General features: G+C 50.4%; 23 protein-coding genes, 5 tRNA genes, 1 other RNA gene and 1 pseudogene. 11 read left to right on the forward strand and 19 right to left on the reverse strand.

Features of this window, described 5'->3' with window-relative positions; translation table 11 throughout:
• Positions 1-83 precede the first annotated feature (83 nt).
• The 17 genes from SK38_RS23935 to cydA form a co-directional block, all read right to left on the reverse strand.
• Positions 84-216: non-coding RNA, RtT sRNA (locus SK38_RS23935), on the reverse strand.
• A 22-nt stretch (positions 217-238) separates the two neighbouring features.
• Positions 239-314: transfer RNA gene (locus SK38_RS10265), tRNA-Lys, on the reverse strand.
• Positions 315-346: 32 nt separating this feature from the next.
• A tRNA-Lys gene (locus tag SK38_RS10270) sits at positions 347-422 on the reverse strand.
• 45 nt (positions 423-467) lie between these two features.
• Positions 468-543, reverse strand: a tRNA-Lys gene (locus SK38_RS10275).
• 3 nt (positions 544-546) lie between these two features.
• Positions 547-622: transfer RNA gene (locus SK38_RS10280), tRNA-Val, on the reverse strand.
• Positions 623-658: 36 nt separating this feature from the next.
• A tRNA-Lys gene (locus tag SK38_RS10285) sits at positions 659-734 on the reverse strand.
• Between the two features lie 165 nt (positions 735-899).
• On the reverse strand, positions 900-1,691 hold the full coding sequence (gene cpoB, locus SK38_RS10290; protein WP_003831441.1) for a cell division protein CpoB: 792 nt from the start codon (positions 1,689-1,691) through the stop codon (positions 900-902).
• A gap of 9 nt (positions 1,692-1,700) precedes the next feature.
• Positions 1,701-2,219, reverse strand: a complete 519-nt coding sequence (gene pal, locus SK38_RS10295) for a peptidoglycan-associated lipoprotein Pal (protein ID WP_003022983.1) — start codon at positions 2,217-2,219, stop codon at positions 1,701-1,703.
• Between the two features lie 34 nt (positions 2,220-2,253).
• Positions 2,254-3,546, reverse strand: coding sequence for a Tol-Pal system beta propeller repeat protein TolB (tolB, locus tag SK38_RS10300; protein ID WP_003022981.1), 1,293 nt, complete (start codon positions 3,544-3,546; stop codon positions 2,254-2,256).
• A gap of 128 nt (positions 3,547-3,674) precedes the next feature.
• Entirely contained in the window at positions 3,675-4,931 is a 1,257-nt protein-coding gene (gene tolA, locus SK38_RS10305) for a cell envelope integrity protein TolA (protein ID WP_008784157.1), read from the reverse strand.
• Positions 4,932-4,995: 64 nt separating this feature from the next.
• A complete protein-coding gene (tolR, locus tag SK38_RS10310) occupies positions 4,996-5,424 on the reverse strand; it encodes a colicin uptake protein TolR (protein WP_003022978.1) in 429 nt (142 codons plus the stop codon).
• A 3-nt stretch (positions 5,425-5,427) separates the two neighbouring features.
• Positions 5,428-6,120: a Tol-Pal system protein TolQ gene (gene tolQ / locus SK38_RS10315; RefSeq protein WP_003022976.1), complete on the reverse strand. Its 693-nt coding sequence runs from the start codon at positions 6,118-6,120 to the stop codon at positions 5,428-5,430.
• On the reverse strand, positions 6,117-6,521 hold the full coding sequence (gene ybgC / locus SK38_RS10320) for a tol-pal system-associated acyl-CoA thioesterase (protein WP_003831439.1): 405 nt from the start codon (positions 6,519-6,521) through the stop codon (positions 6,117-6,119). The genes tolQ and ybgC overlap by 4 nt, the downstream gene beginning before the upstream one ends.
• A 275-nt stretch (positions 6,522-6,796) precedes the next feature.
• Positions 6,797-7,090, reverse strand: a complete 294-nt coding sequence (ybgE, locus tag SK38_RS10325; RefSeq protein WP_003831434.1) for a cyd operon protein YbgE — start codon at positions 7,088-7,090, stop codon at positions 6,797-6,799.
• A complete protein-coding gene (gene cydX, locus SK38_RS23940) occupies positions 7,090-7,203 on the reverse strand; it encodes a cytochrome bd-I oxidase subunit CydX (RefSeq protein WP_003022970.1) in 114 nt (37 codons plus the stop codon). Before cydX ends, ybgE begins: the two co-directional genes overlap by 1 nt.
• Before the next feature lie 14 nt (positions 7,204-7,217).
• Positions 7,218-8,357, reverse strand: coding sequence for a cytochrome d ubiquinol oxidase subunit II (gene cydB, locus SK38_RS10330; protein ID WP_003831431.1), 1,140 nt, complete (start codon positions 8,355-8,357; stop codon positions 7,218-7,220).
• A gap of 15 nt (positions 8,358-8,372) precedes the next feature.
• Positions 8,373-9,941, reverse strand: a complete 1,569-nt coding sequence (gene cydA / locus SK38_RS10335; RefSeq protein WP_048235833.1) for a cytochrome ubiquinol oxidase subunit I — start codon at positions 9,939-9,941, stop codon at positions 8,373-8,375.
• Positions 9,942-11,158: 1,217 nt separating this feature from the next.
• Between cydA and glmS the strand changes: the two genes are divergently transcribed.
• The 10 genes and pseudogenes from glmS (at position 11,159) to cobO (ending at position 22,367) form a co-directional block, all read left to right on the forward strand.
• Complete coding sequence (gene glmS, locus SK38_RS10340) at positions 11,159-11,608, forward strand: methylaspartate mutase subunit S (RefSeq protein WP_003022963.1); 450 nt, start codon at positions 11,159-11,161, stop codon at positions 11,606-11,608.
• Positions 11,608-12,996, forward strand: coding sequence for a methylaspartate mutase accessory protein GlmL (gene glmL / locus SK38_RS10345; protein ID WP_003831429.1), 1,389 nt, complete (start codon positions 11,608-11,610; stop codon positions 12,994-12,996). The genes glmS and glmL overlap by 1 nt, the downstream gene beginning before the upstream one ends.
• A gap of 18 nt (positions 12,997-13,014) precedes the next feature.
• Positions 13,015-14,460 (forward strand): methylaspartate mutase subunit E, encoded by a 1,446-nt coding sequence (locus tag SK38_RS10350; protein WP_003831428.1) that lies wholly within the window; start codon positions 13,015-13,017, stop codon positions 14,458-14,460.
• Positions 14,460-15,701, forward strand: coding sequence for a methylaspartate ammonia-lyase (locus SK38_RS10355; protein ID WP_048235834.1), 1,242 nt, complete (start codon positions 14,460-14,462; stop codon positions 15,699-15,701). The genes SK38_RS10350 and SK38_RS10355 overlap by 1 nt, the downstream gene beginning before the upstream one ends.
• A 3-nt stretch (positions 15,702-15,704) precedes the next feature.
• Complete coding sequence (locus SK38_RS10360; protein ID WP_003022951.1) at positions 15,705-17,075, forward strand: acyclic terpene utilization AtuA family protein; 1,371 nt, start codon at positions 15,705-15,707, stop codon at positions 17,073-17,075.
• Complete coding sequence (locus SK38_RS10365; protein ID WP_003831425.1) at positions 17,072-17,389, forward strand: DUF4387 domain-containing protein; 318 nt, start codon at positions 17,072-17,074, stop codon at positions 17,387-17,389. The genes SK38_RS10360 and SK38_RS10365 overlap by 4 nt, the downstream gene beginning before the upstream one ends.
• 169 nt (positions 17,390-17,558) lie before the next feature.
• A pseudogene (locus tag SK38_RS10370) lies at positions 17,559-18,840 on the forward strand (dicarboxylate/amino acid:cation symporter); the annotation flags it as partial.
• 151 nt (positions 18,841-18,991) lie between these two features.
• Positions 18,992-19,993 (forward strand): glutaminase A, encoded by a 1,002-nt coding sequence (gene glsA, locus SK38_RS10375; RefSeq protein WP_048235836.1) that lies wholly within the window; start codon positions 18,992-18,994, stop codon positions 19,991-19,993.
• Positions 19,994-20,102: 109 nt separating this feature from the next.
• The gene (locus tag SK38_RS10380; protein ID WP_048235838.1) at positions 20,103-21,755 is read left to right on the forward strand and encodes a class I fumarate hydratase; all 1,653 of its coding nucleotides are present in this window, start codon (positions 20,103-20,105) and stop codon (positions 21,753-21,755) included.
• A 9-nt stretch (positions 21,756-21,764) separates the two neighbouring features.
• Positions 21,765-22,367 (forward strand): cob(I)yrinic acid a,c-diamide adenosyltransferase, encoded by a 603-nt coding sequence (gene cobO / locus SK38_RS10385; protein WP_048235839.1) that lies wholly within the window; start codon positions 21,765-21,767, stop codon positions 22,365-22,367.
• Between the two features lie 82 nt (positions 22,368-22,449).
• Here cobO and SK38_RS10390 read toward each other — a convergent pair whose 3' ends face one another.
• Positions 22,450-23,352: a LysR substrate-binding domain-containing protein gene (locus tag SK38_RS10390; RefSeq protein ID WP_003022936.1), complete on the reverse strand. Its 903-nt coding sequence runs from the start codon at positions 23,350-23,352 to the stop codon at positions 22,450-22,452.
• 405 nt (positions 23,353-23,757) lie between these two features.
• Here SK38_RS10390 and cobA point away from each other — a divergent pair, with 405 nt between their 5' ends.
• Entirely contained in the window at positions 23,758-24,546 is a 789-nt protein-coding gene (cobA, locus tag SK38_RS10395) for a uroporphyrinogen-III C-methyltransferase (RefSeq protein WP_003831416.1), read from the forward strand.
• Here cobA and SK38_RS10400 read toward each other — a convergent pair.
• Positions 24,525-25,418, reverse strand: a complete 894-nt coding sequence (locus tag SK38_RS10400) for a PocR ligand-binding domain-containing protein (protein WP_048235841.1) — start codon at positions 25,416-25,418, stop codon at positions 24,525-24,527. The two genes, cobA and SK38_RS10400, sit on opposite strands and share 22 nt — an antisense overlap.
• Positions 25,419-25,682: the final 264 nt, after the last annotated feature.

The raw sequence follows: 25,682 nt of genomic DNA on the forward strand, positions 1-25,682 counted from the left end.
TAAGCGAAGCGCATCAGGCAAGCAGCTTCGAATCTTATAAATCGCAGATAGCAAAAAGGCGCCTTTAGGGCGCCTTTTTACACTGGTGGGGCGTGCAGGATGACTCGCTTTGCTCGCCCTCCGGGCCGTCGCCGTAAACGGCTCCGTTGTCTCACTACGTGAGACCCGAACCTGCTGCAGGTTCGAATCGTTAATTCTGCGCATAGCAAAAAGGCGCCTTTAGGGCGCCTTTTTACACTGGTGGGGCGTGCAGGATTCGAACCTGCGACCAATTGATTAAAAGTCAACTGCTCTACCAACTGAGCTAACGCCCCCTTATGGGGTTTACTTCTTTATACTTTCAGGATGGTGGGTCGTGCAGGATTCGAACCTGCGACCAATTGATTAAAAGTCAACTGCTCTACCAACTGAGCTAACGACCCGCTCGGGTATAACCTGAAAATTTTTACTCGGTGCCACCAATAAGTTGGTGGGGCGTGCAGGATTCGAACCTGCGACCAATTGATTAAAAGTCAACTGCTCTACCAACTGAGCTAACGCCCCGAGTGGTGGGTGATGACGGGATCGAACCGCCGACCCCCTCCTTGTAAGGGAGGTGCTCTCCCAGCTGAGCTAATCACCCGATACTGCGCTGGATACTACTTACTAACTAAGTTAGTGGTGGGTCGTGCAGGATTCGAACCTGCGACCAATTGATTAAAAGTCAACTGCTCTACCAACTGAGCTAACGACCCACTTTTTTTGCCGCTTTCGGGCTGTTTGATATCCCTTGGCAACGGCGGCATATATTACTGATTTCAGATTTTAGCGCAACAAAAATTTCGATGTAAATAACTCAACTGCTTAGGAATCACACGACGCGACCAGAATTAACACGATTTCTGGTCGCATGGTGTTCATTACATCGCGCCAAGGCGTTTTTGCGCTTGTTTCGCGCCATCAGTGCCAGGGTATTTAGTGATAACCTGCTGATAAACGGCTTTCGCTTTCTCTTTATCACCTTTGTCCTGCATGATGACGCCGACTTTATACATCGCGTCTGCAGCCTTTGGTGATTTCGGGAAGTTTTTGACTACTGAAGCAAAATAGAACGCTGCATCATCTTTTTTCCCCTTGTTGTAATTCAACTGACCCAGCCAGTAATTCGCATTTGGCAGGTAAGTTGAGTCTGGGTACTTTTTAATGAAGTTCTGAAATGCTTCAATCGCGTCATCCTGGCGGGATTTATCCTGCACCAGAGCAATGGCCGCATTGTAATCGGTATTCGCATCGCCAGTTTGTACCGGAGCACCTGACGCTGCCGCTGCACCCGCATCAGGTGCAGGGGTTGCTGCTGCCCCACTCTGATCGCCGCCCGCAGATTGCGCCGCAGGTGCACTACCGCTACCAAGATTATTCATCTGCAGCAATATCTGCTTCTGGCGTTCAACAACCTGATTCAGTTGATACTGATTTTCCTGAATTTGACCGCGCAGGGAATCAATATCGGACTGATTATCGGAGAGTTGTTGCTGGAGTTGGGTTAAAAGCTGACTGTGAGCGTTAGAAATACGCTCGAGTTGAGTGACACGGTCTTCGACCGAGCCAGAGCCGACACTACTGATTGGCGCCTGTGCAAAAGCGGCCCAAGGGGCCGCTATGCCAACCAGTAACGACAGACTCAACAGATGATGTCTGAAGTTACTGCTCATGCAATTCTCTTAGTAAACCAGTACGGCGCGACGGTTTTTGGCGTAAGCCGCTTCGTCATGACCCAGTACTGCAGGTTTTTCTTTACCGTAAGAAACGATGGAGATCTGGTCAGCAGAAACGCCTTTACCCTGCAGGTACATCTTAACGGCGTTCGCACGACGCTCACCCAGGGAGATGTTGTACTCAGGAGTACCACGTTCGTCCGCATGACCTTCTACGGTGACTTTGTAAGACGGGTTGCTACGCAGGAAGTTAGCGTGAGCATCCAGCATTGCAGCGAAGTCAGAACGGATATCGTACTTGTCCAGATCGAAGTAAACGATGTTGTTCTGCTGCAGCTGTTGCATCTGAAGACGCGCTTGCTCTTCAGAAGACATGTTGCCGCTGCCGTTTGCATCCATACCAGTGCCGGCACCCAGCATGCCTTCGCTGCCGTCATTGCTGGCGTTCTTGTTAGAAGAACACGCTGCAATAGCCATAACAGGCAGAGCAATCATCAGCCCTTTCAGCACTTTGTTCAGTTGCATTTCAATGATTCCTTTATTAATCAATTATTTATTATCACAGATACGGCGACCAGGCAGGGAATTTAACCTGTCCATCAGTTGCCGGAAGACGCGCTTTGAAACGCCCATCTGTAGAAACCAAATTCAGCACGGATCCCATCCCCTGAGAAGAGCTGTAGATTACCATAGTGCCGTTAGGTGCCAGACTTGGCGTTTCGTCCAGGAACGTTGACGACAGAACTTGTACGCCACCCGCTACCAGATCTTGTTTGGCAATGTGTTGCTGACCGTTGGCCGAGCTTACCATTACCATAAATTTACCGTCGCTGCTCACATCCGCATCCTGGTTTTGCGAACCTTCCCAGGTAATGCGCTGCGGAGCACCGCCGTTGACGTTAACTTTATATACCTGCGGACGACCGGCCTGGTCAGACGTAAAGGCCAGGTTTTGGCTGTCCGGGAACCAGGTAGGTTCCGTGTTGTTGCTACGACCATCCGTCACCTGACGGATCTGACCGGAACCAATGTCCATGACATACAGGTTCAGGCTACCGGTTTTAGACAGGGCAAACGCCAGTTTGCTGCCATCCGGAGAAAACGCAGGCGCACCGTTGTGACGTGGGAACGAGGCTACCTGACGAACCGCGCCGTTAGACAGTGTCTGAATAACCAGTGCAGAACGACCGCTTTCGAAGGTAACGTACGCCAGTTTTGAACCGTCCGGGGACCACGCCGGAGACATCAGCGGCTGCGGAGAACGGTGTACCACGAACTGGTTGTAACCATCGTAGTCGGACACACGTAATTCGTACGGGAACTGACCACCGTTGGTCTGAACAACATAAGCGATACGGGTACGGAATGCACCTTTAATGCCGGTCAGTTTTTCAAACACTTCGTCACTTGCAGTATGGCCCGCGTAACGCAGCCACTGCTTATTCACTTTATAGGTGTTCTGTGCCAGTACGGTACCCGGTGCGCCACCGGTGTCAACCAGCTGATAGGCAACGCTGTAAGAACCATCCGGGTTCGGCGTAACCTGGCCGACGACTACGGCATCAATGCCCAGCGCAGACCACGCGGCAGGTTGAACTTCCTGCGCGGTACCGGGCTGCTGAGGCAGACGAGAACGGTCTAACGGGTTAAATTTACCGCTGTTACGCAGGTCAGCACCTACGATACCACCGATATCTTCAGGTGCAGCACCCGGTCCTGCCCACTGGAAGGGGACAACACCAATCGGGCGCGCCGAGTCCACCCCCTGGGTGATCTCGATACGTACTTCTGCGTGCAGCACCGCTGCCCACAGCATCAGAAAACCAAATGCTACTCGTAATGCCTGCTTCATCATATCTCCCTTATCTGGACGGAAAGCCCACGATAATTTAGCAGAATGTTAACAAACTCAAATACACAAAACTACCAGAACTCTGTCTCAACCTTAGACCGTTTCCCCTGATTTCTCAGGGGTCGTTATTACAGTTTGAAGTCCAGTTTGGCATCTTTTACTTTTTCATAAACTGCCTGGCTAGGCGGTTTAGGAATTCTGGCGGTTTTCGCAGCCGTCAGCGCAGCCTGACACAATGCCGGATCCCCGCCCTCTTCGGTCACATCCAGTAACAGACCATCGGGTGCTAACTTGATATGTAATACGCAAGATTTACCTGCATACAAATCTGCACCATACAGACGGCTCTGGATCGCATTGCGAATTTGAGATGCGTAAGCACTGATATCAGCGCCAGATGCACCGCCATTGGCACCACTTGTACCACTATCTTTCGCCGGTTGGCCGTTTCCTTTCGCTCCACCACCCGATTTCGGTGCATTCTTACCGGAGCTCAGGTCACCCAACAAGTCGTCAACGCCAGAGGCTGCAGCGGCTTTTTCGGCCGCAGCCTTTTTAGCAGCAGCTGCTTTATCTGCCGCAGCTTTCTTATCGGCAGCGGCTTTCTCAGCTGCAGCTTTTTTGTCTGCAGCTGCTTTTTCTGCAGCGGCTTTCTTATCAGCCGCCGCTTTTTCAGCAGCGGCAGCTTTCGCGGCAGCGGCTTTTTCTGCTTTCTCAGCAGCAGCTTTCTCGGCTGCTGCTTGCTTAGCGGCCTCAGCCTGTGCTTTCTTCGCAGCGTCCGCAGCTGCCTTAGCAGCTTGTGCTTCTGCAGCTTTCTTCGCATCAGCGGCGGCTTTAGCGGCTTCAGCCTCAGCTTTTTTCTGTGCGTCCGCAGCGGCTTTCTTCGCGGCATCTGCCGCTTGCTTAGCCTGAGCATCAGCTTTAGCCTTCGCGTCTGCAGCAGCCTTCGCCGCAGCCTCTTCAGCCTGTTTCTGTTGCTCTTGCGCTTTCGCTGCGGCGGCTTCAGCTTGCTTCTGCTGTTCCGCCTGTTCGCGCACTTTTTCCTGCGCGGCTAAACGTTCTTTTTCCAGCTGCTTCAGTCGCTCTTGCTCAGCTGCCTGCTTCTCGCGAAGTTCTTCAGCTTGCTGCTGCGCCTGCTTTTCACGCTGCTCTTCAGCACGTTTCGCACTTGCCTGCTGTTGCTGCTGCCTGTCGTACTGTTGCACAACGGCGCCAGGATCGACCATAACGGCGTCGATGGACGAACCGCCACCGCCGCCGGCTGAAGCATCAATGTGCTCATCGAACGAACTCCAGATCAGCGCTGCAAATAAAATGACATGCAGCACCGCTGAAATAATTATCGCCCTTTTGAGCTTGTCGTTTTGTTCGGTTGCCTTTGACACTCTCGGTTCCCAAAAAACTGTTCGCCTGTTACGTGCTATCTTTCAAGCCAGCAAAACGCAGTCATCAGATTGGCTGCGTCATCAAGCCAACCGATTTTACGCCTGCACTGTGTAACAAGTTCAGCGCTTTAATTATTTCATCATAAGGCACGTCTTTCGCACCACCGATTAAAAAGACCGTTTTCGGATTGGTCTGCAGGCGGCTTTTCGCTTCCGCAATAACCTGCTCCGGTGGTAGTTGATCCATACGATCTTTCTCAACCACCACGCTGTATTGCCCAATACCGGAAACTTCAATAATGACCGGGGGTTCGTCGTTACTGCTGACGGCTTGCGACTCGGTCGCATCCGGCAGGTCGACTTCCACACTCTGCGTAATGATCGGTGCGGTTGCCATAAAGATCAGCAACAGCACCAGCAGTACGTCGAGCAGCGGTACAATATTGATTTCGGACTTGAGTTCGCGACGACCTCGTCCACGCGTTCTGGCCATGGCTTACCCCTTGTTGCTCTCGCTAACGGTAAACGCCTGGCGGTGCAGAATCGCGGTGAACTCTTCCATAAAGTTGTCGTAATTCAGTTCCAGTTTGTTCACGCGCTGGTTCAGACGGTTGTAGGCCATAACCGCTGGAATTGCCGCAAACAGACCGATAGCCGTTGCAATCAACGCTTCTGCGATACCCGGTGCGACCATTTGCAGCGTCGCCTGTTTTACCGCGCCTAGCGCGATAAATGCGTGCATGATCCCCCAAACGGTACCGAACAGACCGATATACGGGCTGATGGAGCCAACGGTGCCGAGGAATGGAATATGCGTTTCCAGCGTTTCCAGTTCACGGTTCATCGAGATACGCATCGCACGGGAAGCCCCCTCAACGACCGCTTCCGGCGCGTGGCTATTTGCCCGATGCAAACGCGCAAATTCTTTGAATCCGCTATAGAAAATTTGTTCCGAGCCCGCCAAATTATCACGACGCCCCTGGCTTTCCTGGTACAGGCGCGACAATTCAATGCCGGACCAGAACTTGTCTTCAAATGCTTCGGCTTCACGTGAAGCAGCATTAAGAATACGGGTCCGTTGGATGATGATGGCCCAGGATGCGATTGAGAAACCAATCAAAATCAACATGATAAGTTTAACCAGAAGGCTTGCCTTCAGGAACAAATCAAGGATATTCATGTCAGTCACTGCTTAAACTCCGCGACAATAGACTTGGGAAGCGCACGAGGCTTCATTTTGAGTGGATCAACGCAAACAATCAGAACTTCGGCTTCATTCAGCACGGTGTTCTCTGCGTTGACAATGCGTTGCGTGAAAACCAATGAGGTGCCACGCATTGACGTAATTTCGGTTTGAACTTCGAGCATATCGTCGAGCCGGGCAGGCGCAAAATACTCGAGGGTCATCTTGCGCACCACAAAGGCGACACGTTCGGCCAACAGGACCTGCTGACTGAAGTGATGATGACGAAGCATTTCTGTGCGTGCTCTTTCATAAAAAGCGACGTAACTGGCGTGGTAAACCACCCCACCGGCATCGGTATCTTCATAATAGACACGAACCGGCCATCGAAACATATACTTATTCATTCCTACTGCCTCTTTGTTGGCTTCGCCCACTCACACCAGTTACTTACCTTTGTAAGCGTCTGGTGATTCGCGCTCTTGCCGCCGCGATGCATCAAGAATGTCGTTGTATATCGCGCTGTCTTCACTGTACATCCCGGTAATGCAACAAAAGGTTAGTGCTTTCAAACTTCGCTACTATACGCGCGGGAATGGTGCTTTGGAATGGGGGAAAGTAAACGGAGAGTAAAAAATTATGGGCTTATGCAAGCCCATAAATATTTAAGGATGTTTCTTATTCAAAAGAAGAAGAAAATCAGACCAACAACGAGGACAATATCCGCGATCAGCGGGCAGAAGATGCCCTGCCAATGTACGGCGCGAGGACGGAAGCCAACGCCGTGAATAATGCCTGCGCAGACCGCCCACATCAGCAGGAAACCATGCCAGATTTCAAGCTCGCTGGTTTTGGCCGCGAAACGAGACGGATCCCAGAATATGCAGCCAGCCAACACGATTGCCAGCACAAATGAAAGCGCCCGCAAGGGGCGCTTGTCCATCGCGTTGTATACCATCGCGATAATGTTGGTCATTAGCTATCTTCTTGCCCGGCTTTGCCTGATTCAACGTGCTCAAGCGCCAGCGCTGTGATTATCCCAAATGCACAGGCAAGAAGCGTTCCCAAAATCCATGCGAAATACCACATTTTAAGCTCCTTACTTAGTACAGAGAGTGGGTGTTGCTTTCAATATCTTCTTTAGTGATGCGACCGAACATCTTCCAGTAACACCAGCTGGTGTACAGCAGAATGATCGGTACAAACACCGCCGCGACCCAGGTCATCAGATTCAATGTACGCTGGCTGGAGGTGGCATCCCACATGGTCAAACTTGCGTTCATCATGGTGCTGGATGGCATCACAAACGGGAACATTGCGATACCGGCAGTCAGGATGATGCAGGCTAACGTCAGTGAGGAGAAGACGAACGCCCATGCCCCTTTCTCCATACGAGAAGTCAGGATGGTCAACAGCGGCAGAACCACGCCCAGTGCAGGAACCAGCCACAGGATAGGTGCATTGTTAAAGTTCACCATCCATGCGCCAGCCACACGAGCCACTTCTTTGGTCAGCGGGTTAGAGGCAGCATGATGATCCAGTGCAGAGGTCACAACATAACCGTCAATACCGTAAATCACCCACACACCGGCCAGCGCGAAGCAGACCAGAGTCACCAGCGCCGCAACCTGTGAAGTTGCACGAGCACGCAGATGCAGTTCACCTACCGTACGCATCTGCAGATAGGTCGCACCCTGGGTGATGATCATCCCAACGCTCACGACACCTGCCAGCAGACCAAACGGATTCAGCAACTGGAAGAAGTTACCGGTGTAGTACAAACGCATGTAGTCATCTACGTGGAACGGAACCCCTTGCAGCAGGTTACCGAACGCCACGCCAATCACCAGCGGTGGCACGAAGCTACCAATGAAGATGCCCCAGTCCCACATGTTGCGCCAGCGCATATCTTCAATCTTAGAGCGGTAGTCAAAACCGACCGGACGGAAGAACAAGGACGCCAGAACCAGAATCATCGCCACATAGAAACCGGAGAACGCAGCGGCATAGACCATCGGCCAGGCAGCGAACAGTGCGCCACCCGCGGTGATGAGCCAAACCTGGTTACCGTCCCAGTGCGGGGCGATGGAGTTAATCATAATTCGACGCTCGGTATCATTACGACCGAGGAAACGGGTGAGCATGCCCACCCCCATGTCGAAGCCATCAGTGACCGCAAAACCAATCAGCAGAATGCCAACCAGCAGCCACCAGATAAAACGCAATACTTCATAATCGATCATTTGACGACTCCTGTCTTAGCGTGCCGGCTGAGAAGTCACAGTGGACTGCTCGTAGTGATAACGACCGGTTTTCAGGCTACTCGGCCCAAGGCGTGCGAACTTGAACATCAGATACAGTTCAGCCACCAGGAACAGGGTATACAGGCCGCAAATCAACAGCATCGAGAAGATGAGGTCGCCAGCAGTCAGCGAAGAGTTCGCTACGGCTGTTGGTAACACTTCACCAATCGCCCACGGTTGGCGACCGTACTCTGCAACAAACCAACCGGATTCAATAGCAATCCACGGCAGAGGAATCGCATACAGCGCGGTGCGCAGCAGCCATTTTTTCTCACCGATACGGTTACGAAGCACAGTCCAGAAGGACACCGCGATAATTGCCAGCATCAGAATGCCGCATGCCACCATGATACGGAAAGCGAAGTACAGCGGCGCAACGCGAGGAATAGAATCTTTCGTTGCCTGCTGAATTTGCGCTTCGGTCGCGTCGGTAACTTTGTCCGTATAGCGTTTCAACAGCAGACCATAACCCAGGTCTTTCTTCATGCTGTTGAACTGGTCACGAACGGCCCGGTCGGTAGTACCAGCACGCAGTTCTTCCAGCAACTGATACGCTTTCATCCCGTTACGGATACGCTCTTCGTGTTGCACCATCAGATCTTTCAGACCAATGACCGGTGTATCAACAGAGCGGGTGGCAATGATGCCCAGCGCATAAGGAATCTGAATCGCAAAATGGTTTTCCTGCGCATCCTGGTCCGGAATACCGAACAGCGTGAAGGAAGCCGGTGCAGGCTGAGTTTCCCATTCTGCTTCAATCGCAGCGAGTTTGGTTTTCTGCACGTCGCCCATTTCGTAACCAGATTCATCACCCAGAACGATAACAGACAGAATAGCAGCCATACCAAAGCTGGCAGCGATAGCAAAAGAACGTTTAGCAAACGCGAAGTCACGACCGCGCAGCATATAGTAGGAGCTGATACCCAGAACGAACATCGCGCCACATACATAACCAGATGCCACAGTGTGAACAAATTTCACCTGTGCTACCGGGTTGAGCACCAGTTCAGAGAAGCTCAGCATCTCCATACGCATGGTTTCGAAGTTGAAATCCGCTGCGATTGGGTTCTGCATCCAGCCGTTCGCAACCAGAATCCACAACGCGGACAGGTTAGAACCCAGAGCCACCAGCCAGGTGACACACATATGCTGGACTTTACCCAAACGGTCCCAGCCGAAGAAGAACAGACCTACAAAGGTGGATTCGAGGAAGAAGGCCATCAAACCTTCGATCGCCAGCGGCGCACCGAAAATATCCCCTACATAGTGGGAGTAGTAAGACCAGTTAGTCCCGAACTGGAACTCCATGGTCAGACCGGTAGCCACACCCAGAGCGAAGTTGATACCAAACAACTTGCCCCAGAACTTGGTCATATCTTTATAAATCTGTTTGCCGGAAAGGACGTAGACCGTTTCCATGATGGCCAACAAGAACGCCATACCGAGCGTCAGTGGCACAAACAGGAAGTGGTACATCGCGGTCAAGGCAAACTGTAAGCGCGACAGTTCGACTATATCTAACATCATGACTCCTTGCTCATCGCATGAAGACTCCGAGAGTGAACCCCGTTAGAAAGGGTCACACGCATGCCCCAATACAAATTTATCTGCTTCCTTCCGCCGCTACCCTTTCCTCTCATTTGAAGAAAGGACAATGATGAAAGGTTACAAACATGTTAATAAAACACTCAAATTGATCCCGCAATTATATTACGCCGTAAAATCCTTACAATAAACAGGTTTTTATCGAGACAAATTTGCATTTTTCGATAGTGATCAATTTATAGCTAATTTACCACTTTCAGATCAATTTGATCTGAAGCAATTTACCCTCTTTTGATGCTGTTTTCCAAGTTTTAAACATTGATTTAAATCAATTTTCAAATTTAATGTTAATAGTGTTTAGCACTCACGCTACTAGTAAACGCGATGTTAACAACATGTTTTTCAATGAGTAATTGCCGTTACTACAAATGATAGGATATTTATTTAAATGTACACGATCTTTTAACCAGCCCGGATGACTTAATTGATAGAAGATAAAGAATCACTAATGCTGGGTAGCTCACAGTTTTTTGTTTAGCAAGTCATGGATTTGTTATTTCATACAAATTATTCATTTAAATTTTACTTATAATTAACACCGAGATGTAACTATCTCAACTGGAAGCGAAAACGTTCCACAATGACCGATGCATTGCGTTTGTCGTTCTGCGAGAGAACGCTGACGTTTCGCTTAAGTCATCACTGAAAGTTATCATTAACACCCCCTCTTCTCTTATGTGGCAAAGATTAAATATGCCACAAACATTTCCTTATCATTTTTATCCTAAATTTAACAAAAATGAATTGTGACATATAAGATTAAAAAATAAAAAACCGTTATGTCGTTCACAAGTTAATTAGTAATTGGGATTTTTGAAATTATTTAAAACACGTCATAAACGGCGCGCATAACAAAATAAGATTTCGATCACAAACATGGCAAGTCATTTATTACCCAATTCTCTAATAAATTAAAACCAGCTAAGAAAAGATAATCTATCACATTGATTATGAAAGGATTTTATAGGTGACAAATATAACAATCATTTTTCTCAGGATATTTTGAAAATAGATCAATTGCTTCCTTTTTCGCTTCCACAGAAACTCCAACCCTATTAAGAGGTTGTCACAATCCATGTTCTAAATATTAGAAAATAATTTCACTTATTGACCATCAGCCCTACAGAGGATTACCCATGAAGAAATCTACACTTGTTATTGGCGTCATCGGTGCTGACTGCCATGCAGTAGGTAATAAAGTTCTGGATCGCGTTTTTACTGCTCATGATTTTCACGTAATCAACCTCGGGGTGATGGTGAGCCAGGATGAATATATTGATGCTGCGATTGAAACAGGCGCCGATGCCATCGTGGTGTCCTCTATCTACGGTCATGGCGACATTGACTGCCTCGGACTACGTGAGCGCTGCATCGAACGCGGCCTTGGCGACATTCTGCTGTACGTCGGCGGCAACCTGGTCGTCGGTAAACATGACTTCGCCGACGTGGAAGTGAAGTTTAAAGAGATGGGTTTTAACCGGGTCTTCGCCCCCAGCCACGATCTGGAAGATGTTTGCGCGCTTATCACTAATGATATTCACCAACACAATGGCCTCGAACAGCGTTGCCTGGAAGAGGCCATCTGATGCAAACAGTTTCTGTCGATATCGGCTCGACATGGACCAAGGCAGCCCTCTTCGCACATGAAGGCGAGGAATTAACCCTGGTAAACCATGTCCTGACCCCAACCACCACACATCATCTGGCAGACGGTTTTTTTGCCAGCCTGAATCAGGTGCTGAATGTTGCCGATGCTCGCCCGTTACTGAAAAGTGGTGAAGTGCAGTTGAAATACTCCTCCTCAGCGAAAGGTGGGCTCGCCGTTGCAGCAATGGGGCTGGTGCCTTCCATTACGCTGGAGTCGGCAAAAGTTACCGCCCATTCGGCAGGAGCGAAAATCGCGCAATATTATTCGTACAAGCTGAACCGTCATGACATCCAGGAGCTGGAATCATCACCGCCAGACATTCTGTTGTTTACCGGCGGGACAGACGGTGGCGAAGAAAGTTACGGCCTGGCGAATGCGCACGCGCTGGCAGGCTCAAAGCTTGATTGCGCCATTATCTACGCCGGAAACCGGGACATTCAGGACGAAATACAAACGATTCTGGGACATAAGGATCTGACCACGGTAGACAACATTCTGCCAGACCTCGATCACCCGAATCCGTTTGCCGCGCGCCAGGCGATTTGCGATGTGTTCTTGTCACGCATCGTCAAAGGCAAAGGTCTGGACGTTATCGTCGGCGAAACAGGCGAAGAGCCTATGCCGACGCCATGGACGGTATATGAGTTAGTCAAAGCCATTAGCGATTACGACAGCGCATGGAAGGAATTCATGCTGATTGATATGGGCGGAGCCACCACGGATGTCTATTCGGCCAGCGCGAATACCCTCTCCCCCGATACCGTCCTGCATGGTGTTCCTGAACCGTTCGTCAAACGTACCGTTGAAGGCGACCTTGGAATGCGCGTTTCCGCCGTTGTGGTGGGAGAAAGCACGCAGGATATGGTGAAAGTCATCTTCGCCCAGCAGCCACAGCGCGAGGAAGCGTTTTACCGCTATCTACGCCACCTGGTTGGGCAACCGGATTACCTGCCACTCAGCGAGGAAGAGAAATATTTCGACACCCTGCTGGCAGGTTTATGCGTGGGCTATGCCGCTGAGCGCCACGCGGGCACTAAAAAGCAGGTTTGCACCTGCGTGGGTAATGTGGATTTACAGATGGGTCGCGATCTCACCACCGTACGCAAAGTCGTCGGTTCAGGGGGATGGCTCTCTCGCGCCAGCCAGTTCGATATCCATAACTGGCTCAAATACAGGGAGCTGGACGACCAGGGTAAAAGAATTCTGTTACCGAATCAGTTTGAGTATTACCGCGATTCAAATGGCCTGCTCCCTCTACTGGCAAACGTCGCCAGGCTGTACCCGCAAGCCGCTGCTCGCACCAGCATTCAGTGTTTAACCCTATAAAACTTAAGGCAGCTACGAATGGAACTTCGAAATAAAAAATTGACCCACGACGAATTCATGACCGAAAGGCATCAGGTGTTACAAACCTGGGAAACCGGCAAAGACGTTGAGAACTTCGAAGATGGCGTGAAGTACCAGCAATCAATTCCAGAGAAAAAGCGTTTCTCCCTCGCCCTGCTGAAGGCCGATCAGGAAGGTAAAACTCTGAGCCAGCCGCGCGCAGGTGTGGCATTAATGGATGAGCATATTGCGCTGCTCAAAACATTGCAGGAAGAGTGCGACCTCCTGCCAAGTACTATCGATGCCTATACCCGTCTGAACCGCTATGAAGAAGCCGCTGTCGGGATCCAAAAATCCATCGAAGCAGGTACATCCAAGCTGAATGGTTTACCGGTCGTCAATCACGGGGTTGCTGCCTGCCGTCGTATGACTGAATCGCTGGATAAACCGATCCAGGTTCGCCACGGTACACCGGATGCGCGTCTGCTGGCAGAAATCGCCATGGCCAGTGGCTTTACCAGCTACGAAGGCGGCGGTATCTCCTACAACATCCCTTACGCCAAACGCGTCACCCTGGAAAAATCTATCCGCGACTGGCAGTACTGCGACCGTCTGATGGGTCTGTACGAAGAGAACGGCATTCGCATCAACCGTGAACCGTTTGGTCCGCTGACCGGCACGCTGATCCCGCCGTTCATGTCCCACTCAGTCGCGATTATCGAAGGTCTGCTGGCGCTGGAGCAGGGCGTGAAGTCTATTACCGTCGGTTACGGCCAGGTCGGTAGCCTGACACAGGATATCGCTGCTATTCAGGCACTGCGTGAACTGTCCCACGAATACTTCCATAACCATGGCTTCGACGATTACGAGCTGAGCACCGTTTTCCACCAGTGGATGGGCGGATTCCCGGAAGATGAAGCAAAAGCCTTCTCCGTTATCGCCTGGGGCGCAGCGGTTGCCGGTATGTCTGGTGCCACAAAAGTCATTACCAAAAGTCCGCACGAAGCATTCGGTATCCCAACCGCGGCAGCTAACGCCCAGGGTCTGAAAGCGTCACGCCAGATGCTCAACATGGTCAGCGATCAGAAATTCCCGCAGTGCGCTGCCGTGGAGCAGGAAGTTGACCTGATTAAGAGCGAAGTCCGCGCGGTATTGAAGAAAGTCTTCGAACTGGGCAATGGCGACATTGCGCGCGGTACGGTGCTGGCCTTTGAAGCTGGCGTGCTGGATGTGCCTTTCGCTCCTGCCGCCTGTAACGCCGGTAAGATCCTGCCTGTTCGCGATAACACAGGCGCAATCCGTATTCTTGAAGCCGGTGCCGTGCCGCTGCCGAAAGATATTCTCGCCCTGCACCACGACTACGTTGCAGAGCGCGCACATTTCGAAGGTCGCAAGCCTTCTTTCCAGATGGTCATTGATGACATCAACGCCGTATCCCACAGTAAATTAATAGGAAGACCATAATGAAAATTAAACAGGCCCTTTTCACAGCTGGCTACTCCTCATTTTATTTTGACGATCAGCAGGCCATCAAAAACGGCGCCGGTCATGACGGGTTTATCTATACCGGCGATCCGGTAACGCCTGGATTTACGTCTGTTCGTCAGGCGGGTGAATGTGTTTCCGTACAGCTGATTCTGGAAAACGGCGCGGTGGCTGTGGGCGATTGCGCAGCGGTGCAATATTCAGGTGCAGGCGGTCGTGACCCGCTGTTCCTGGCTGAAAACTTCATTCCGTTCCTCAACGACCACATCAAGCCGTTGCTGGAAGGTCGTGACGTTGATTCGTTCCTGACCAACGCCCGTTTCTTTGACGAACTGCGTATTGATGGCCATCTGCTGCATACCGCCGTACGTTATGGTCTGTCTCAGGCGCTGCTCGACGCAGCGGCACTGGCTACCGGTCGTCTGAAAGCCGAAGTGGTTTGTGATGAATGGCAGCTGCCATGCGTCCCGGAAGCCATTCCGTTATTTGGTCAGAGCGGCGACGACCGTTATATCGCCGTCGACAAGATGATCCTCAAAGGTGTGGATGTCCTGCCGCATGCGCTGATCAATAACGTTGAAGAGAAGCTGGGCTTTAAAGGTGAAAAACTGCGTGAGTACGTCCGCTGGTTGTCTAACCGCATCCTGAGCCTGCGCACCAACGATAGCTATCACCCAACGCTGCACATTGATGTCTACGGCACCATCGGTCTGATCTTCGATATGGAACCAGTGCGTTGCGCCGAATACATCGCCAGCCTGGAAGCCGAAGCGCAAGGCCTGCCGCTGTACATTGAAGGCCCGGTTGATGCCGGTAACAAGCCGGATCAGATCCGCATGTTAACCGAGATCACTCAGGAGCTGACTCGTCTGGGTTCTGGCGTGAAAATCGTTGCGGATGAATGGTGTAACACCTATCAGGACATCGTGGACTTCACCGACGCGGGCAGCTGCCACATGGTGCAGATTAAAACCCCGGACCTGGGCGGTATTCACAACATCGTTGATGCAGTGCTGTATTGCAACAAACACGGAATGGAAGCCTATCAGGGCGGTACCTGTAACGAAACGGAAATCAGTGCTCGTACCTGCGTACACGTCGCGCTGGCTGCGCGTCCAATGCGCATGCTGATCAAACCGGGTATGGGTTTCGATGAAGGTCTCAACATCGTGTTTAACGAAATGAACCGCACCATCGCGCTGTTGCAAACTAAGGATTAAGAGATGGCACGCACATTTAAGATCTTATCGCCTACGGCTATCCTGGGTTATGGCTTCCCGGAAGAAAGTTTTCGTAAAGCCATGGAAGAGTCACCGGATCTTATTGCTGTTGACGCAGGTTCCTCCGATCCTGGCCCTCACTACCTGGGGGCAGGTAAACCCTTTACTGACAGGGCCGGTGTGAAACGCGATCTGCGCTATATGATTGTGGCAGGCGTTAAGAACAACATCCCTGTCGTGATCGGCACAGCCGGTGGTTCTGGCGCAGCTCCGCATCTGGAGTGGTGTCGTCAGATAATCCATGAGATCGCGCAGGAAGAAAAACTGTCTTTCTCAATGGCGCTGATTCCGTCTGATGTCGACAAAGAAATCGTTCATCAGGCGCTGGATAACGGCAAAATCACCGCGCTCGATTTTGTGCCTGAACTGACTCACGAGGCCATTGAAGAGAGCACCTACATTGTCGCGCAGATGGGCGTCGAGCCTTTCCAGCGTGCGCTGAAAGCCGGTGCGCAGGTGGTCCTGGGCGGACGTGCCTACGATCCGGCCTGCTTCGCCGCTCTGCCGATTATGCAGGGCTTTGATGAAGGTCTGGCGCTTCATTGCGGTAAGATCCTTGAGTGTGCAGCCATTGCCGCCACCCCTGGCTCCGGCTCAGATTGTGCGATGGGAATCATTGACGATAACGGCTTTACGCTGAAGGCGTTCAATCCCAAGCGTAAGTTCACCGAGACTTCCGCCGCAGCGCACACCCTGTACGAGAAGTCAGATCCGTACTTCCTGCCAGGGCCAGGCGGTGTGCTGAACCTGAAGGCATGCACTTTCACCCAGGTTAACGAGGGTGAAGTGTATGTCAGCGGTTCACGGCATGAAGAAACACCGTATGCGTTGAAACTGGAAGGTGCACGCCAGGTTGGCTTCCGTTGCCTGACCATCGCCGGAACACGTGACCCTATTATGATTGCCGGGATTGACACGATTCTTGAAGAGGTACAGGCAAGCGTTGCACGTAACCTCTCACTGAATGACGACAGTATCCGCATGACGTTCCACCTGTACGGTAAGAACGGTGTGATGGGCAACCATGAGCCGATGAAAACTGCGGGCCATGAACTGGGAATTTTACTGGATGTCGTTGCGCCAACGCAGGATATCGCTAACAGCGTTTGCTCGCTGGTGCGCTCTACCCTGCTGCACTACGGCTATGAAAATCGTATTGCGACTGCGGGCAACCTCGCCTTCCCGTTCTCGCCATCTGATATTCAGAGTGGACCGGTGTATGAGTTCTCGATCTATCACCTGATTGAAGCGAGCGATGCGCTGCGTTTTGATTTCCACATTGAACAGGTGACGCCAGAAGGAGTTCAGGCATGAAACACTCAATTTGTTCACTGGCGCAAGTAATTCGTTCCAAAAACGCCGGACCGTACGAACTGGTTTTAGATATTTTATTTAAAACAAGGGAAGACTATCAGCGGGTAAAAGCCTGCGAGCAATTAACACCGCAGCTTATTGCCGGTTTATATAATGTTGAGCCTGAATTTATTCACAATATCGTCTGGTTCGATCCAGCGAATGCCGTAAAAATCGTCATGCCACGAGATATTATTTCCGGCAACGTCGGTGACAATGATGTTTATGGTGCGCAGCAACACGCTCCATTATTAAGTATTGAGTTCGACTTGTAACAAAAAAACACAATAACAACCATTGGAGCACAGAATTCAGCTGTATCACAGTGCTTCGAATTATTCATGCGGTTGGTCACAACAGGCGTGCGTCTGAGCTGCTGTCCAGGTTCAGGCGCACGCCACCCTACACAATTCCAATTACCAGCCTTTATCCGATGGAGTACACATGAAGAAAATTAGTTTAACGAAGATGATCATATTAGGCCTGATACTCGGCATGATTGCCGGGGTGGCCATAAATAATATGGCCGCGGCTGAAACAGCAAAATCTTATGCAGCAGACATTTCCATTTTCACCACCATATTCTTACGTATGGTGAAAATGATTATCGCTCCATTGGTTATTTCAACTCTGGTTGTAGGTATTGCCAAAATGGGCGATGCCAAAACGCTGGGACGTATATTTTCGAAAACCTTCTTCCTGTTTATTTGCGCCTCTCTGGTGTCAATTGCACTGGGTCTGGTTATCGTTAATATCTTCCAGCCAGGCGCAGGTATCAACTTTGTGCCACATGACGTCGGAGCCGTTGCCGCCGTTAAGTCAGAGCCATTCACGCTGAAAGTATTCATCTCACACGCGGTACCGACCAGTATTGTCGATGCGATGGCGCGTAACGAAATTCTGCAGATCGTCGTGTTCTCAATCTTCCTCGGTTGCAGCCTCGCTGCGATTGGTGAAAAAGCCGATCCTATCGTGAAAGTGCTGGATTCACTGGTGCACGTCATGCTGAAGCTGACGGGTTACGTCATGCTGTTTGCACCACTGACCGTGTTTGCCGCTATTTCAGGTCTGATTGCCGAACGTGGTCTGGGTGTGATGGTTAGCGCCGGGATCTTCATGGGTGAGTTCTACCTGACGCTGGGTATGCTGTGGGCGATCCTGATTGGCCTGTCTACGATGATCGTCGGGCCTTGCATCGCGCGTTTAACGAAATCAATCCTCGAACCCGCTCTGCTGGCCTTTACCACTTCAAGCTCTGAAGCCGCCTTCCCGGGTACGCTGGACAAGCTGGAAAAATTCGGTGTTTCGTCAAAAATTGCCAGCTTCGTTCTGCCTATCGGTTATTCCTTTAACCTGGTCGGTTCCATGGCTTATTGCTCATTTGCCACCGTCTTTATTGCCCAGGCGTGCAACATCGAACTGAGCATGGGCGAGCAAATCACCATGCTGTTAATCCTGATGCTGACCTCAAAAGGAATGGCAGGCGTACCGCGCGCATCAATGGTGGTTATCGCTGCAACCCTGAACCAGTTCAACATTCCAGAAGCAGGTCTGATTCTGCTGATGGGTGTCGATCCGTTCCTCGATATGGGTCGTTCCGCCACGAACGTTATGAGTAACGCCATGGGAGCAGCCATTGTCAGCCGTTGGGAAGGTGAACACTTCGGCCAGGGTTGCCGTGGCTCTGCACCAGTGAAGTCCCCGGAGCAGGAACGTCCGGTTACCGAACCGTCAGAAGTTGCCATGTCCTGACACAACGCCATTGCCGGATGGCGCTCGCGCTTATCCGGCCTACATAACGTTTAACCATCCGTAGGCCGGATAAGGCGGTACGCCGCCATCCGGCACCAAGATGAGCACACCAACAGGAATGCATAATGAAAAAAACAATTCTCGGCGTGAGTCTCTTTTCTTTCAGCGTCTTGTTTAGCGCAACCACATTCGCGCAAACCACGCCCGACTACGCCAAGCTGATAGAACAGGCTCATCAGAAGTACAAAAGTAACAACGATGGAAAAGTCGCCGACTACATCCCTGCTCTGGCGACCTATAGCCCGAAAAATTTTGCCATCACCATTGCGACGGTGGACGGCAAGATCTACCAGGTTGGCGATGTTAACAAACCTTTCCCAATGGAATCCCTGAGTAAAGTGTTCACCATGGCGCTTGCCATGGAGCAGCACGGTCCTCAGGTAGTGCTGGATAAACTTGGCGCCAATGCCACCGGAATGCCATTCAACTCAGGTTTAGCCGTTGAACTGACCAAAGGCGCGCCTGAAAACCCTCTGGTAAACGCCGGGGCCATGAGCACCGTTAGCCTGATCGAAGCCAAAGACAAAACCGATCGTTGGAACAAAATCCTCGACAACCTGAACGTCTGGGCCGATGCCACTCTCACCGTGAACGAACCGGTTTTCAAATCTGAAATGGAAACCAACCAGCACAATCAGGCGCTGGCCAAGCTGATGGAATCCTATAACAGCTTCTATGGCAACACTGACGAAGCCGTTGAAATTTATACCCGCCAGTGTTCGGTGGATATCACCGTTGAGCAACTGGCCAAAATGGGTGCCGTACTCGCGAACAAAGGCAAATCTCCGTTCAACGGTAAACAGTTGCTGAATGAGAAATATGTTCCGCAGGTGCTGGCAGAAATGGCAATTGCCGGGCTTTACGACGGTAGCGGTAAATGGCTGTACACCGTTGGCATCCCGGCGAAAAGCGGCGTCGGCGGCGGCATGGTTGCCGTTGTCCCAGGCGAATATGCGATTGCGGTCTATTCTCCACCGCTTGATGAAGCCGGAAACAGCGTTCGTGCCCAGAAAACTATCGAATATGTCGCCGAAGCGACAAAAGCCAATGTCTTTTTAGCCAAATAACTTTACGCCGGATGGCGCTTCGCTTATCCGACCTACATCAATGCGTTAATCGTAGGCTGGAAAAGCGAAGCGCCATTCGGTAAACAACACGAAGAGGTGAGAAGTAAACATGTCTAAACCATTTGTCTGGCAGGAACTCTTTGTTCAGAGTAAGGATAGTACCGAGTATGAATTACTTAGTAACCAGCACGTTACGGTAACGGAGTTAGACGGAGAGGAAGTGATCAAGGTTGCACCGGAAGCGTTAACCTTGTTAGCACAGCAGGCGTTTTATGAGGCTTCATTTTTCCTGCGCGCCGGACATTTAAAACAGATTGCCAGCATTTTGCACGACCCACAGGCCAGCAGTAACGATAAGTACGTCGCATTGCAGCTGCTGCGCAATGCAGAGGTTTCAGCTAAAGGCGTACTGCCCAACTGCCAGGATACCGGGACGGCAACCATTGTGGCCAGCAAAGGACAACATGTCTGGACCGGCGGCGATGACGCAGAAGCATTAAGCAAAGGCGTGTATTCCACCTTTACCGAAAACAACTTGCGTTACTCGCAAAATGCCCCGCTGGATATGTATACAGAGGTCAATACCCAGACCAACCTGCCCGCACAAATCGATATTAGCGCCACCCCAGGTAACGAATACCGTTTCCTGTTCGTCAATAAAGGTGGTGGCTCAGCTAACAAAGCGGCGCTGTACCAGGAAACCAAATCCATTCTACAGCCGGAAAAACTCACTGCGTTCCTGATCGAAAAAATGAAATCACTGGGTACAGCCGCTTGTCCGCCGTATCACATCGCTTTTGTGGTTGGGGGCTTATCCGCCGACCAGGCGCTGAAAGTCGCCAAACTGGCTTCAACCAAATATTACGATAATCTACCCACCAGCGGGAACGAGCTGGGCCAGGCGTTCCGTGATACGGCGCTGGAAGCCGAGTTGCTCAATGCCAGCCGCGAGTTTGGCATCGGGGCGCAGTTTGGCGGCAAATACTTTGCCCACGATATCCGCGTAATTCGCTTACCGCGCCACGGCGGCTCCTGCCCAATCGCGATGGCCCTCTCCTGCTCTGCCGACCGTAACATTAAGGCCAAAATTAATAAACACGGTATCTGGCTGGAGAAACTCGAGCATAATCCGGGCAAATTCATTCCTGATTCTCACCGGATAGAAAACGGCGCTCAGACCGTACAACTGGATCTGAACCGTCCGCTGCGTGACATCCTGCATGACCTTTCCGCTCTGCCCATTGGTACACGCCTGTCGTTAAGCGGCCCGATTGTTGTCGCTCGCGATATCGCCCACGCGAACATCAAAGCGCGACTGGATAACGGCGAACCGATGCCGGAATACATGAAAAAGCATATCGTTTACTACGCGGGTCCCGCCAAAACCCCGGAAAATCAGGCTTGTGGCTCAATGGGGCCCACCACCGGCGGGCGCATGGATGGGTATGTCGATGCTTTCCAGGCACAAGGCGGCAGCCTCATTATGCTCACCAAGGGTAACCGCAGCCAGCAGGTCACTGATGCCTGTCACAAACACGGTGGATTTAGCCTCGGCAGCATTGGCGGTGCAGCAGCCCTGCTGGCGCAGCAGTACGTGAAAAGCCTGCAGTGCCTTGAATATCCCGAACTGGGAATGGAAGCCGTATGGATGATGGAAGTTAAAAATATGCCGGCCTTCGTATTAGTGGATGACAAAGGCAATAACTTCTTTAGCCAGTTCGAGCAGCAGCATCGCTGCGCAACTTGTCCGGCAGGGCATTAAGGAGTTTCCATGGAAGCGCGCGCCAATAACGACAGACACCGTCAGCGTCAGCAGAAGCTGAAAGAGCAGGTTGATACCCGCGTAGCGGCGGCAACGGAGAAGAAAGGGATCCTGATTGTCTTCACCGGCAACGGAAAAGGAAAATCCACCGCAGCCTTTGGCACGGCAACGCGCGCAGTGGGTCACGGAAAAACCGTTGGCATCGCGCAGTTTATTAAAGGTCAGTGGGACAATGGCGAGTACAACACCCTGCACCCCCTCGGCGTCGAGTTCCATATTATGGGTACCGGATTTACCTGGGAAACCCAAAATCGGCAAGCAGATATCGAGGCAGCAACGGTTGTCTGGCAGGAAAGTAAGCGCATGCTGGCTGATGCGCATTACGATCTAGTGGTGCTGGATGAACTCACCTACATGCTTGCTTACCACTATCTGGATACCCAGGAGGTTATCAGCGCCATCGAAAATCGTTCTGCCGGTCAGAGCGTTATCGTCACAGGACGCGGATGCCATACGCTGTTACTGGAACTGGCCGATACGGTCAGTGAAATTCGCCCGGTCAAACACGCGTTTGACCGCGGTATTCAGGCACAGGTTGGGATCGACTGGTAGACGTTCTTTTGCCGGATAACGATGCTAACGCGTCTTATCCGGCCTACCCATCGTTGTAGGCCTGATAAGGCGCAAGCCACCTTCAGGCAGCCGATACCACGGACTTACTGAGCAACCAGTTACGGAAAATCTGTAAATGCTCGGATTCCGATTTCTCTTCACGCCACGTCATAATAAATCGATTCCCGGTACGCATTGGAACATCGCAAGGAATGACCATATCACCGCTGTCCAGATCGTGCTGAATGGCAAAACGTGGGAGCAGCGCAACGCCCAGATTAGAGCGGACCGCCGCGATCAGCATCGATAACAAATCAAATCTCGGACCTTTATTCACCAGCGGACTGCTGACATCTGACAGCGCAAACCACTCCTGCCACCCTTTGATGCGCGTGCTTTGGTGTAAGAGCGGAAATTCGTTTAGTAATTCGTTCACCGCCAGTTTTCGTTCCGGTTCGGCCAGCAAACAGCGGCTGCAAACCGGCAGAATTTCCTCTTCAAACAGGTACTCAACCCCTGACCATGGCGAATAAAAGTCTTCGCGCATGATTGCCGCGTCATACTCTCGATTGAGAAAATCACCAATATTCGCCAGGGAATGAATGTTCACGATAATATCAGGATTAAGTTTGTTAAATTCACGCAGGTTTGGGATCAGCCAGTGCGTGCTGAACGTCGGATTCACCGCCAGCTCAATAACCTGTACCGTCGGCTGCCAGGTCATTATCGTCGTCGTATCTCGTTCAAGTTTATTTAACGTTTCTTTAACGATACTTAAATAGTGTTTGCCGGCCGCATTTAAGAAAATGCGTTTTTTGGCATGATTAAATAGCGCGGTATTGAGAAAATCCTCCAGTGCATTTACCTGGCGGAAAACAGCACTTTGTGTCAAAGCCAGCTCTTCAGCTGCCCGGGTATAACTTTCGTGACGCGCAACAACTTCAAAAGTTACCAGCAACTCCGTCTTGGGTATTTTTCCTCTCATAACCTCTTCCATATGCAGCGTACAAAAATAGTTTAATTTATAAAAAATAATTCAAGCTACCCAGATAAGCACCGAGAGTTATATTTTATTTCATCCATTAATGTCATTGATCCAATCCATGATTTACTCACACTGATGGCGGATAAATATTAACCAATAATACTCAAGAGCAGCAATAAACACAATTTAAATAAGGTTAAACCTAAGCAAATGGTGCCAATAAGTTCTTAATAATTTTTCAAGTTATCTTGTTTATTGCAGAAAAAACTTTGCGAGATTAATCAATATTATCAGTGCGATAATTTTGGATAATTTCACGTTATAACTTACGGGCAAACGACTGCTTTTTATCATTCCTTGATGTGGTTTCTGCCTTTTTTTGATCGATGTGATAAAGGACACAATGTGAAAACTTTCGGAAAGGTCTGGCTCGTTGGGGCAGGTCCCGGTGATATTTCATTACTTACCCTCAAAGCAATGATGTGCATTAAACAGGCGGATGTCATTATTTACGATCGGCTGGTCAATCCTAAAATTTTGGAATGGGCATTACCTGATTGTCTGCTTATCAATGTCGGCAAAAACCCAGGCTTCCATTGTGTACCGCAGGATGAAATCAATGCACTGCTTGTCCAGTATGCCCAAACGCACAATAATATTGTGCGTCTGAAAGGCGGCGATCCGTATGTTTTTGGACGTGGGGCTGAAGAAGTTGAGGATCTCGTCGAGACGGGCATCCCGTTTGAAGTGGTGCCGGGTATCAGCTCAACCATTGGTGGCCTGACCTATGCCGGGATTCCGGTAACACACCGCGATTTCGCCTCGGGATTTCACGTGGTAACCGGTCATACGCGGGAGGGCAACCAACAGCAGGACTGGCGTCAGCTGGCCAAACTGAATGGTACGCTGGTTATCGTCATGGGTATCGCCAATCTGGCGTTTATCTGTGAGGAATTATTGATGGGTGGAAAATCAGCAGATACGCCTGCAGCGCTAATTATGTCCGCCACCCGCGATAACCAACGCCGACTGACCTGTACGCTCGGTTCACTACTGAGCAAGGCGCAGGAAGCTAACATCCTCCCCCCTGCGCTGATAGTGATTGGTGATGTGGTAACCCTGAGCGATCGGCTCTCTTTTATCCCTGAAGCCATCACGCTGCCAGAAAACCTTTACTGTGACAGTCTGGCATGACGAAAAGACTGGGGCGACGTTTGATGCGCCGCCCGGAAAACACGGCAAAAGTAACTGGTTTGTGCGTATTGGAGTTTCCGGGCAATGCTGTCTATTGAATGAACGGGATCGTGCAATAACTCCCCCGCTTTTTGCATTTTTTTCTGATTCACCCAGGTTTTAAAGTTAACGCCCTGCCGTTTCTTAAAAAAACGGCTGAAATAGTTTGCGCTTAAGCAAACGTGAGCTGCTACGGATTCCAGGGATAATTCACTATATAAATTCTCATCAATATAACGCAACGCTGCCAGAAGTTTTTTCTCGTGTCGGGAAGGCTCTGTAAAATAATGACGCATGTAACTGGTCGGTGGGATAACAAACTCATCAGGTTGTTGCTGTTCTGTCTCAAAATTATCAACAATAAAATTTAATAAATTAGCTGATGCCACCAGCGTGTTATTATCGACTACCGCCACCTGACTCCATTCAGCTTTTATTTTTGGTTCATCCATCCATGAGCATTCATTATCAATAACGATAGTTTTATATTCCTGATATTTTGCCCGCACCTGCCCACAGAGCATAAAACCGTACAGATGCCCATCGCGAATTAATGGCATAGAAAACAGACTTAGCCCTGCGTGGCAGCTGAGTATTCTGGGTTTAAGGTGTTTTAAACCTTCAAAAGCACAATATTTGTCACACTTTTGGCAACTCGTACAATAGCGTTCATCCGCCCGCATTAATGTGCAGAACGAATTAAAGTTATGGCAATCCGAGAGAGTTTTTCCGTTTACATCAACCACAACCGTGGCTAATCCAGTCGCACTGGAGAATACTTTTGCTATCGAGAAAAAACGTTGTAGATAATCATCCTGGATTTTCAACGACACGGTATCCTCCGGCATTAATGAAATTAAAGCCGGTAATATGCAGAATTTAATCAAGAGAAAGAATGATGCTCACCGCAAAAAATAATCTCATTTATGCAGATGATTATGATCAATTGGCAAGAGAGTTAAAGCGACCATGATAATACTCCGCTGCATGCTACTGACTTCGCTTTCTCAAAGATTAACGAATCTTCACACTCTCTTGTGAGACTCTTTTCGCAAAACAAAACATCTTTCTCCATTATTTTCAATAGATTACTCATT

The organism is Citrobacter sp. MGH110, from assembly GCF_001037515.1.
Lineage (GTDB): Bacteria > Pseudomonadota > Gammaproteobacteria > Enterobacterales > Enterobacteriaceae > Citrobacter > Citrobacter portucalensis.

Excerpts from the sequence above, each read along its gene's own strand:
- cpoB (WP_003831441.1), bottom strand. The coding sequence starts at position 1,691 with ATGAGCAGTAACTTCAGACATCATCTGTTGAGTCTGTCGTTACTGGTT.
- pal (WP_003022983.1), bottom strand. The coding sequence starts at position 2,219 with ATGCAACTGAACAAAGTGCTGAAAGGGCTGATGATTGCTCTGCCTGTT.
- tolB (WP_003022981.1), bottom strand. The coding sequence starts at position 3,546 with ATGAAGCAGGCATTACGAGTAGCATTTGGTTTTCTGATGCTGTGGGCA.
- tolR (WP_003022978.1), bottom strand. The coding sequence starts at position 5,424 with ATGGCCAGAACGCGTGGACGAGGTCGTCGCGAACTCAAGTCCGAAATC.
- ybgC (WP_003831439.1), bottom strand. The coding sequence starts at position 6,521 with ATGAATAAGTATATGTTTCGATGGCCGGTTCGTGTCTATTATGAAGAT.
- ybgE (WP_003831434.1), bottom strand. The coding sequence starts at position 7,090 with ATGACCAACATTATCGCGATGGTATACAACGCGATGGACAAGCGCCCC.
- cydX (WP_003022970.1), bottom strand. The coding sequence starts at position 7,203 with ATGTGGTATTTCGCATGGATTTTGGGAACGCTTCTTGCCTGTGCATTT.
- cydB (WP_003831431.1), bottom strand. The coding sequence starts at position 8,357 with ATGATCGATTATGAAGTATTGCGTTTTATCTGGTGGCTGCTGGTTGGC.
- cydA (WP_048235833.1), bottom strand. The coding sequence starts at position 9,941 with ATGTTAGATATAGTCGAACTGTCGCGCTTACAGTTTGCCTTGACCGCG.
- glmS (WP_003022963.1), top strand. The coding sequence starts at position 11,159 with ATGAAGAAATCTACACTTGTTATTGGCGTCATCGGTGCTGACTGCCAT.
- glmL (WP_003831429.1), top strand. The coding sequence starts at position 11,608 with ATGCAAACAGTTTCTGTCGATATCGGCTCGACATGGACCAAGGCAGCC.
- SK38_RS10350 (WP_003831428.1), top strand. The coding sequence starts at position 13,015 with ATGGAACTTCGAAATAAAAAATTGACCCACGACGAATTCATGACCGAA.
- SK38_RS10355 (WP_048235834.1), top strand. The coding sequence starts at position 14,460 with ATGAAAATTAAACAGGCCCTTTTCACAGCTGGCTACTCCTCATTTTAT.
- SK38_RS10360 (WP_003022951.1), top strand. The coding sequence starts at position 15,705 with ATGGCACGCACATTTAAGATCTTATCGCCTACGGCTATCCTGGGTTAT.
- SK38_RS10365 (WP_003831425.1), top strand. The coding sequence starts at position 17,072 with ATGAAACACTCAATTTGTTCACTGGCGCAAGTAATTCGTTCCAAAAAC.
- glsA (WP_048235836.1), top strand. The coding sequence starts at position 18,992 with ATGAAAAAAACAATTCTCGGCGTGAGTCTCTTTTCTTTCAGCGTCTTG.
- SK38_RS10380 (WP_048235838.1), top strand. The coding sequence starts at position 20,103 with ATGTCTAAACCATTTGTCTGGCAGGAACTCTTTGTTCAGAGTAAGGAT.
- cobO (WP_048235839.1), top strand. The coding sequence starts at position 21,765 with ATGGAAGCGCGCGCCAATAACGACAGACACCGTCAGCGTCAGCAGAAG.
- SK38_RS10390 (WP_003022936.1), bottom strand. The coding sequence starts at position 23,352 with ATGAGAGGAAAAATACCCAAGACGGAGTTGCTGGTAACTTTTGAAGTT.